Here is an 8,795-nt window from a genome sequence, read left to right on the forward strand (position 1 = left end):
GGCGACGCCAACGCGTACAGCCGCCAACCGGGCTCGACGACCGCATCGAGGACGACGCGCGCGGTCTCACCGCGCTCAGCGCGCTCGGCCCGAGCCGTCCAGGTGACGACGTCGGCGGAGCGGACGCCTTGGGCGAACGCGGGCACGGCCGACAGGGCGGCGAGTGCGAGAATGGAGGCGAAGCGGATCACTCGGCACAAACGGAAGCGGCGGGCACAAACGTACGCCGCCGCACCGACCTCGAGGGCGAGGCCGGCAAATCCGTTCTAGAGCGAGGCCTCCTCGGCGACCACCGTGACCTTGACCTCGGCCGTGATCTCGGGGTGCAGGCGCACCGTCGCCGGGTAGACGCCGGTCGTCTTGACGTCCTCCATCGACACCTTGCGGCGGTCGAGGTCGAACCCGACCGACTTGAGCTCCTCGACGACCTGGGCCGTCGTGACGGTGCCGAACAGGCGGTCGTTGTCGTCGCCGCCGGTCTTGACCGGGATCACGACCTCGGTGCCGTTGAGCTTCTCGGCGAGCTTCTCCGCGTTGCCGCGGGCGGCCTCGATCTTGTGGGCGGCCTGACGGCGCTCCTCCTCGTACCGCTTCCGCGTCGACTTGGTCGCGACGACGGCGAGCTGGTTCGGGATGAGGTAGTTCTGGCCGAAGCCCGGCTTGACGTCGACGACGTCGCCCTTCATGCCGAGCGTGTCGTGGTCCTCCGTGAGAATGACTGTCATGGTGTTCTCGGTTGTCGGTCCCGTCCTCGAGGTCGCAGCACCGAAGTGCCGTAGCCGTCCTCGAGGACGAGGGTCCGCTCTACTTGACGTTGTCGGCGACGAACGGGAGCAGCGCCACGTGGCGGGCGCGCTTAACGGCCGTCGTGAGCTGGCGCTGGAACTTAGCCGAGACGCCGGTCATGCGCCGCGGGAGCAGCTTGCCGGTCTCGTTCACGAACCGCTTGAGCGTCTCGGTGTCCTTGTAGTCGATGTACTCGACGCCGGCCTCCTTGAAGGGGCACTTCATGGTGGCCCGCTGCGCACCCGGCGCCGCAATCCGCTGAAGGTCCTCCGGGTTGGAGGCGGCCAAGAGCCGCGCCGCGACCTCGGGCGAGACGGCGCGGGGCGCGGGCTCGGAGCCGATCTGGGCGGCGGCCTGCTCGACGGCCGTGGGGGCGTCGGCGGAGGCGGGGACGCTGGCGGCCTCGAGGGCGTTGCCGACGTTCGTCTCCTCGATCTTGGTCACCTCAGGGTTCTGGGGACCGGTCGCGGCAGCCTCGGGGGCCGCAGCGGTCTCGGGGGTCGCAGCCGCTTCGGGAGCCGCAGCCTCTTCGGGGGCGGCGCCTGCCGCGTCCGCGTTGCTGTTCTGGACTTCTGCCATGGTTGTGAGCGCCATCGAGGGCGCGGGCTCGGGTTAGGCGCGCTGGACGGGCGGCGCGATCTTCGGGAGGTCCTTACCGGCCCGCTGGGCCTGGTAGTGCCGCTCCATCTTGGCGTCGTAGCGGAGCACCATATGCCGCATGATGTCGTCGTTGATGATCAACGCGCGCTCGATCTTCAAGAGCCCGCCGTTGGCGGCCTTGGGAAGACGGAAGTTGGCCACGACGTAGAAGCCGTTCCGCTTCTTCTCGATCGGGTAGGCCAGGCGCTGGCTCCCGTTCTCCTCGACGTGCTCGACGGCCGCGCCGTTCTCGGAGAGGTACTGCGTCACGCGCTGGACGATGTCCTTGGTCTGGTCCTCGTTGAGGACCGGGTTGATGATGTACATCAACTCGTACATCGGGTCTTTGGACCCGGAGGCCGGAGCCTGGGCGTCTGCCATGTCCCTGTGGGAAACTGAGTTCAGTGAGCCCGCGGCGTCCCAGGATGTGTCCCCGGATCCCCCGCGAGCAGGGCGAACGACGAAGGTACCCGGCCTCGAGGACGAGACCAGCGAAGCAGGAGCGAAGACGTTCGGGGTTCGGGGTCGAGTTCAACGCGGAGCCGTCTTCGAAGACGCGTCAGACACAGCGACCTCAGAACTCCCAGAGTCATCCTCGCGCACGCGGGGATCCATACGGTGCTGCTCGTCGCCTCAAGGGTGGCGCTCGGCCTCGAGGGTGGACCCAGATCCCTCGACCTCGAGGGCGGCCCGTTAGCTCCGAGAGACGACTTCGAGGGCGGCCTCGCTCAGTCGATGCAGCACACGACGACGCTTCCATCGTCGGCCGCCCGGGTGTAGACGCCACGCACGTCCTCGAACGCTCTCGGCAACCACTTCGGCATGAACCACTTTGTAGCCACCCCAAGCAATTCCGCGACCCCTTCCGCTCTAGTGATGAGCGCATCGAGGTGGGCGTCCTCGAGGGCGGACGCAATCACCGCGACGTCTATCGGGAGATTGAACCGAGGGTGGAACGCGCTGTCGAACGTCCGGTCGAGGGCGGGTGGAAAGAGGTGTGTCCCGAGTACGCTTCGGGCTAACACCGGCGGCGTCCCCGACTCGGGTCTCGACTCACCGACCCACTCCTCAGGGTCGAACGCGATCAGCAAGTCGTTCCACGTCTTCTGGAGTTCTGCGGTCTCGAGGGCGCCGTCGTGGATCCGGTGGTCCCACGGACTGAACACGGCGGCGTTGTACCGCCGCTCCCACACGCTGTTGTGCGTCCGGCTCAGCATCTCCGCCAAACGGACGGCGGACCCAGGCCGCCGTTCGTAGTCCTCGGCCTCGTGGCCCCAGTCCGGGACCCCGAACGTGGCCCGGCCGATCTCTTTCCCTACCCGGCACGCGCGACCGGTCGCCTCAAACAAGAGCTCCGGCTCAACCCGGTAGAGCGTGGACCGGACGCCCACTACTCCCCGCTTGCGGCCTCCTCCATGCGCGCCTCGCGGTCCGCCAGCGCGAGCGCCTTGACCACGTCCTCGAGGTTGCCGTCCAGGATGTTCTGCAGCGCGTGGTTCTTGTCGTCGCCCTCCAAGCGGTGGTCCGTGACCCGTCCCTGGGGCCAGTTGTACGTCCGGATCTTGCCCGAGCGGTCGCCAGACCCGACCATCTCTTTGCGCGCCGCGGCTCGCTCGTTGTGCACGCGGTCGAGTTCCATCTGGTAAAGCCGCGACCGGAGCACCCGGAACGCCTTGTCCTTGTTCTTGATCTGGCTCTTCTCGTCCTGGATCGAGACCACCAGCCCCGTCGGCTCGTGCGTCAGGCGGACGGCGGAGTCCGTCGTGTTCACCGACTGCCCGCCCGGACCCGACGACCGGTACACGTCCACGCGGACGTCTTGGGCTCGGATCTCGACGTCGACCTCTTCGGCCTCAGGCAGCACGGCGACCGTCGCCGCCGAGGTGTGGACTCGGCCCTGGCTCTCGGTTTGGGGCACGCGCTGGACGCGGTGGACGCCCGACTCGTACTTCATCTGGCCAAACACGTCGGTCCCCTTGAGCGCGAACGTGATGTCCCGGAACCCACCGACGGTGCCCTCCGACGTATCCATGACCTCGACCTTCCAGCCGTGCGTCGCGGCGTACTTCTGGTACATGTCGAACAGGTCGCCGGCGAACAAGGCCGCCTCGTCGCCGCCCGTCCCGGATCGGATCTCGACGATGGCGTCGCGAGCGTCCTCCGGGTCCTTCGGCACGAGCGCTTCCTCGAGGTCGGTCTCCGCCTTGGCCAACCGCTCGGTCACGTCCTCGAGTTCGACCTCCGCGAGCTCGGCCATCTCGCCGGTCTCCGCCTCGATCATCTCGCGCAACCCGGCGGCCTCCTCCGACAGCTCGCGCCACTCCTTCGCAGCCTTGACGGCGGGCTCCAAGCCGGACAGCTCGCGCCCGAGCGGCGCCGACTGCCGGGGGTCCATCGCGACCTCCGGCCGAGACATCTCGGCCATGACCTCCTTGTACCGGGCGAGGAGCGAGTCGAGGGCGTCTTGGTTGATCATCGGGGTCGGCGCGAGGGACACCGAATCTACCGACCGGCCAGGTCCGGCCTCGAGGGCGCAGCCTCGAAGACGACGCGACTACCGCGGGCCGGGACGAGAGAACGTCAGGTCGCCCTGCGGACCGAAGTCGCACCCCGCAAATCCACACTCGTAGCGGTACCGGTCGGTGGCACCGTCCTTCACGACCTCGAGGGAGAAGAATGGCTGACTACCGGTCACAGGAAACGGAATCGACGCGCGCGCCGGTCCAGGAACATCCGTGCACGGACGCGACTCGTCGATCCCTTCCACCTCAACGGTAATCCGGTTTCCGTCGACCTCGGTGTCCACGAGAATGGGAAGGGTCGAGCACGAAAGGTCTTCTTCGGTCTCGATGAGGAACCCGTCGGCGTCGGCGGACACGACGAGGTCACCGACCTCGAGGTCGACGGGGGCGCTATCGCAGCCGACGACGAGAACGAGCGAGGCCCACATCAGGAGACGGATCATCGAGGTCGGTGTCTAGCGGGCGATCCGCGTCGTCGAGGTGCGGACGGCCTCGAGGATCGGCACGGATCCCGTGAGGTCGAGGGCGTAGAGATCGGTGGACCCGGCGTGCTCGATCTCGAGGACGTAGCCGCCTGACAGGTCCGGCCCGAGTTCGAGATCGACGACAGCCGACGCTGAGATGATGGCGGCGCACACGACAGCGTCCGGCGGAGGCCGCTCGATGCCATCGACCTCGATGCGCCGTACCGAGCCGTCACGGCCGAGCGACGTTTTCAGGAGGTCGCCGCACCCGTCTCCGTCCTCGACGGCGACGAGCCGGAGCGAGAGCGGCACGTCGTCGGTGGTCTCGAAGAGAGACACCTCGACAACCCCGTCATAGACATCGGGATCAACCCCGACGGAGTCGCAACCCGCGACCACGACCATCAGGGCGAGCAAAATGCGGAGCGTCATCGGGGTCGGAGCATCGGGGTCGGAGCGCGATCGGCAGACAGTCTAGGTCGCCCTCGAGGGCGGCTCAAAGTCTCTTCGCCGTGCCCGGACGGCACCGTGCCGGCCTCGAGGACGGACCGGCGACCTCGAGGCTGTTCCAATCCCCTACTCCACCGTCACGCTTTTGGCGAGGTTGCGCGGCTGGTCCACGTGGCACCCGCGCATGACCGCGATGTGGTAGCTCAAGAGCTGTAGAGGCACGACGGTCAAGAGCGGCTCGAACACGTCGAGGGTCGCGGGGACCTCGACCACGTACTCTGCCAGCCCATCGAGGTCGTCGTTCCCCTCGTCCGTCACGGCGATGACCGTCCCGCCGCGCGCGGCCACCTCCTCGATGTTCGAGACCACCTTGTCGTAGGTCGCGTCGTGGGTCGCGATGCAGACGACGGGCATGAACTGGTCGATCAGGGCGATCGGCCCGTGCTTCATCTCGGCCGCCGGGTAGCCCTCGGCGTGGATGTAGCTGATCTCCTTTAGCTTGAGCGCGCCCTCCAAGGCGACCGGGAAGTTGAGCCCGCGCCCGAGGTAGAGGAAGTTCGACGCGTACCGGTAGTCCCGCGCCATCTTGCGGATCTGGCCGTCGCCCTCGAGGACGGTCTGGACCTGCTGCGGGATCGCCGCGAGCGCCTCGGTATGCCGGCGGAGCTCGTCGTCGTCCATCACGCCGCGCTCGTGGGCGAGCAGGAGCGCGATCTGGGCCAGGACGGCGACCTGCGCCGTGAACGCCTTGGTCGACGCGACGCCGATCTCGGGACCGGCGTGGAGGTAAACACCCGCGTCGGTCTCGCGCGCGATCGTGCTGCCGACGGCGTTGACCAGCCCGATCGCCAGGACGCCTGCGCCCTGCGCCTGCCGGACGGCAGCGAGGGTATCGGCCGTCTCGCCGGACTGCGAGATCACGACCACGACGTCGTTTTCAGGGTCGAGGATGGGGTCGCGGTAGCGGAACTCCGAGGCGTACTCGACCTCGACGTTGACGCGCGCCAGCCGCTCGATGAGGTACTCCCCCACCAGACCCGCGTGCCACGACGTGCCGCACGCGCAGATCACGATCCGCTTGGCCTTGACGAGTCGCGGCAAGACGTCGTCCAAGCCGCCGAGCTTGATCCGGCCTTCGTCCGGCCGGACGCGCCCGCGCATCGCGTTCGCGATCGACTCGGGCTGCTCCATGATCTCTTTGAGCATGAAGTGCTCGTACCCGCCCTTTTCGATCTCCTCCAAGTCCCAGTCGAGCTGGCGGACTTCCTTGGAGACCGGGGCGCCAGTGATCTCGAACACCTCGTAGCCGTCGCGCCGGACGATCGCCATCTCGCCGTCGGAGAGGTAGACGACGTCCTTGGTGAACTCGATGAACGGGCTTGCATCGGACCCGACGAAGTGCTCACCGTCGCCAATCCCGAGCAGCAGCGGCGAGCCATTGCGGGCGACGACGAGCTGGTCCGGGTCGTCCTGGCTCACGGCCACGATGCCGTAGGCGCCGTTGACCTGGGTCAGCGCTTGTCGGACGGCCTCGGGGAAGTCGAGGTCGGCCTCGTTCTGGACGTCCTCGATAAAGTGGGCCAGGACCTCGGTGTCGGTCTCGCTCTCGAACGTGAACCCCTTCTCGACGAGCCGCCGCTTGATGGCCCCGTAGTTCTCGATGATCCCGTTGTGGATGATCGCGAACCGGCCGTCGGTCGACTCGTGTGGGTGGGCGTTGACGTCGTTCGGAGCGCCGTGGGTGGCCCACCTCGTGTGACCCATCCCAACGGTCCCCTCGACCGGTTGGGCCTCCAAGAGCTTGGCGAGCTCGTCCACCTTGCCCTCCTTTTTTCGGACGCTCAGCTCGCCGTTGACGACGGCGACGCCGGCCGAGTCGTAGCCGCGGTACTCGAGCCGCCGCAGGCCCTTGACGATCAGGTCGCTCGCGCTCCGCGTGCCGATGTATCCGACGATGCCACACATAAGGTCTTGGGTAGGCTAGAGATGGGGAACCGACGCACCGTCCGTGCGAAGGGTTGGACGTCCGAGGCCGCCCTCGAGGTCCGAAAGACACGGTCCCACGCCGCCGGAGTCAACCCGGCCCAACGGCGGCTCGCCCTCGAGGACGCAGCTTGACGCCATCATGTGCCCCTGCGAGCGCAGACAACGTTGTCACGAACTTGCCGAGAGATCCCGTCGGCGCCCTCGAGGACGCCGACGCTCAGACCGGCTCAGCCTCGAGGGCGGCGGGGAACCCGCGACCGACGGCGCCGGCGACGCGGCGTGCGCCCTCCATCAGGTCGGCGAAGGCGTCGAAGTAGAGCGACTGCGGACCGTCGCTGAGGGCCTCAGGCGGGTTCGGGTGCGTCTCGATCATCAGGCCGTCCGCGCCGCACGCGACGCCGGCGAGGGCCATCGGCGCGATCTTGTCGCGGATGCCGACGCCGTGGCTCGGGTCGACGATGACCGGCAGGTGCGACAGCTGCTTGACGACCGGCACGGCGGACAGGTCGAGCGTGTTGCGCGTGGCGGTCTCGAACGTGCGGATCCCGCGTTCGCACAGGATCACGTCGGGGTTGCCCTCGGCGAGAACGTACTCGGCCGACATCAGCCACTCCTGGATCGTGGCGCTCATGCCGCGTTTGAGCAGGATGGGCACGCCCGCCTTGCCGACCTCTTGGAGCAACGGGAAGTTCTGCATGTTGCGCGCGCCGATCTGCAACACGTCGGCGTACTCGGCGACGACCTCGATCTGGCTCTCGGCCATCACCTCGGTCACGACCCGAAGGCCGTACGCGTCGGCGGCGGCCCGCATCATCTTGAGACCGTCCTTACCCAGCCCCTGAAACGAGTACGGGCTCGAACGGGGCTTGAACGCGCCGCCGCGCAGGATCTGGGCGCCCGATGCCGCGACGGCCTCCGCCGACCGGAAGATCTGGTCCTCGCTTTCGACGGAGCACGGCCCCGCCATCACGACCAACTCGTCGCCACCGACGCGCACGCCATCGAGGTCGACGACGGTGCGCTCGGGGTGCCACGCGCGGGCGGCGAACTTGTAGGGGCTCGTGACGCGGACCACGTCCTGAACGTCCTCGAGGACCTTGATGTGGCGCAGGTCGAAGTCGGGCGACACGTTCGTCGCGCCCAGCACGACGGGCTCGGCGCCGGTCCGGTGGACGTCGAAGCCGAACCCGCGCAGGGCGTGGGCGACGGCCTCGACGCGGTCGGCGTCGGCGGAGGGATCGGGGATGACGACGAGGCCGGCCATGGGCGTGGGGTTTCAGACGGGAGTGAAACCTACCGAGCGGACCTCTTGGTGTTCGGCGTTCACGGCGAGTTGGCGCTCGAGACGGCGAGAGGCCATCGTCCTCGACGCGGGCGACCTCGAGGACGGCTCAGCCGCCGTAGCGCTCGAGCGTGAAGCTCTCTCCCAAGTAGCGGCGCCGGACCTCCTCGTTTTCCGCGAGCTCTTGGGCCGTGCCCTCCATAAAAATCTTGCAGTCGTAGAGCAGGTACGCGCGTTCGGTGATGGCCAACGTCTCGTGGACGTTGTGGTCCGTGATCAGCACGCCGATTCCCCGCTCACGCAGCGCGACGACGATCCGCATGATGTCCTCGACCGCGATCGGGTCGACGCCGGCGAACGGCTCGTCGAGCAGGATGAACTGGGGACGGGTCGCGAGCGCGCGGGCGATCTCGGTCCGGCGCCGCTCGCCGCCCGAGAGCTGGTGGCCCTTCGACCGCCGGACGACCTCGAGGCCGAACTCCTCGATCAGCTCTTCGACGCGGGCCTCGCGGTCGGCCCGAGACACCTTGTGGAAGTCCAGGACGGCGCGCAGGTTGTCCTCGACGGTCATCGACGCGAAGACCGACGCCTCTTGGGCGAGGTATCCGATGCCGAGCCGTGCCCGCTGGTACATCGGCGTGCGCGTGATGCGCCTCGACGCCGTGC

At 68.0% G+C, this 8,795-nt stretch carries 12 protein-coding genes; 1 reads left to right on the top strand and 11 read right to left on the bottom strand.

Annotation, left to right across the window (positions count from 1 at the left end; all coding sequences use genetic code 11):
• The 9 genes from WBA11_RS07320 to glmS all read right to left on the bottom strand — a co-directional run.
• A partial coding sequence (locus tag WBA11_RS07320; protein WP_424520044.1) for a hypothetical protein occupies positions 1 to 191 on the bottom strand: 191 nt, incomplete at its 3' end.
• Positions 192 to 266: 75 nt separating this feature from the next.
• A complete protein-coding gene (gene rplI / locus WBA11_RS07325) occupies positions 267 to 725 on the bottom strand; it encodes a 50S ribosomal protein L9 (protein WP_424520045.1) in 459 nt (152 codons plus the stop codon).
• 79 nt (positions 726 to 804) lie between these two features.
• Entirely contained in the window at positions 805 to 1,011 is a 207-nt protein-coding gene (rpsR, locus tag WBA11_RS07330) for a 30S ribosomal protein S18 (RefSeq protein WP_424520054.1), read from the bottom strand.
• 387 nt (positions 1,012 to 1,398) lie between these two features.
• The gene (gene rpsF, locus WBA11_RS07335; RefSeq protein WP_424520046.1) at positions 1,399 to 1,806 is read right to left on the bottom strand and encodes a 30S ribosomal protein S6; all 408 of its coding nucleotides are present in this window, start codon (positions 1,804 to 1,806) and stop codon (positions 1,399 to 1,401) included.
• A gap of 347 nt (positions 1,807 to 2,153) precedes the next feature.
• On the bottom strand, positions 2,154 to 2,816 hold the full coding sequence (locus WBA11_RS07340) for a hypothetical protein (RefSeq protein ID WP_424520047.1): 663 nt from the start codon (positions 2,814 to 2,816) through the stop codon (positions 2,154 to 2,156).
• Positions 2,816 to 3,901 carry a peptide chain release factor 1 gene (prfA, locus tag WBA11_RS07345; protein ID WP_424520055.1) on the bottom strand — a complete coding sequence of 362 codons (1,086 nt, stop codon included), beginning with the start codon at positions 3,899 to 3,901 and terminating at the stop codon, positions 2,816 to 2,818. The genes WBA11_RS07340 and prfA overlap by 1 nt, the downstream gene beginning before the upstream one ends.
• A 78-nt stretch (positions 3,902 to 3,979) precedes the next feature.
• Entirely contained in the window at positions 3,980 to 4,390 is a 411-nt protein-coding gene (locus tag WBA11_RS07350; protein ID WP_424520048.1) for a hypothetical protein, read from the bottom strand.
• A 12-nt stretch (positions 4,391 to 4,402) separates the two neighbouring features.
• Positions 4,403 to 4,843, bottom strand: a complete 441-nt coding sequence (locus WBA11_RS07355) for a hypothetical protein (RefSeq protein ID WP_424520049.1) — start codon at positions 4,841 to 4,843, stop codon at positions 4,403 to 4,405.
• Between the two features lie 144 nt (positions 4,844 to 4,987).
• Positions 4,988 to 6,826 carry a glutamine--fructose-6-phosphate transaminase (isomerizing) gene (glmS, locus tag WBA11_RS07360; RefSeq protein WP_424520050.1) on the bottom strand — a complete coding sequence of 613 codons (1,839 nt, stop codon included), beginning with the start codon at positions 6,824 to 6,826 and terminating at the stop codon, positions 4,988 to 4,990.
• Between the two features lie 21 nt (positions 6,827 to 6,847).
• Here glmS and WBA11_RS07365 point away from each other — a divergent pair, with 21 nt between their 5' ends.
• Complete coding sequence (locus tag WBA11_RS07365) at positions 6,848 to 6,979, top strand: hypothetical protein (RefSeq protein ID WP_424520051.1); 132 nt, start codon at positions 6,848 to 6,850, stop codon at positions 6,977 to 6,979.
• Between the two features lie 85 nt (positions 6,980 to 7,064).
• Here the strand turns inward: WBA11_RS07365 and aroF are convergent, their stop codons facing one another.
• Together aroF and lptB are read right to left on the bottom strand one after the other, a co-directional pair.
• Positions 7,065 to 8,111: a 3-deoxy-7-phosphoheptulonate synthase gene (gene aroF, locus WBA11_RS07370; protein ID WP_424520052.1), complete on the bottom strand. Its 1,047-nt coding sequence runs from the start codon at positions 8,109 to 8,111 to the stop codon at positions 7,065 to 7,067.
• 127 nt (positions 8,112 to 8,238) lie between these two features.
• Positions 8,239 to 8,795 (bottom strand): LPS export ABC transporter ATP-binding protein (gene lptB / locus WBA11_RS07375; RefSeq protein WP_424520053.1); only part of this gene is annotated, 557 nt, incomplete at its 5' end.

Origin of the sequence: Rubrivirga sp., assembly GCF_049648075.1 — a bacterium.
GTDB lineage: Bacteria > Bacteroidota > Rhodothermia > Rhodothermales > Rubricoccaceae > Rubrivirga.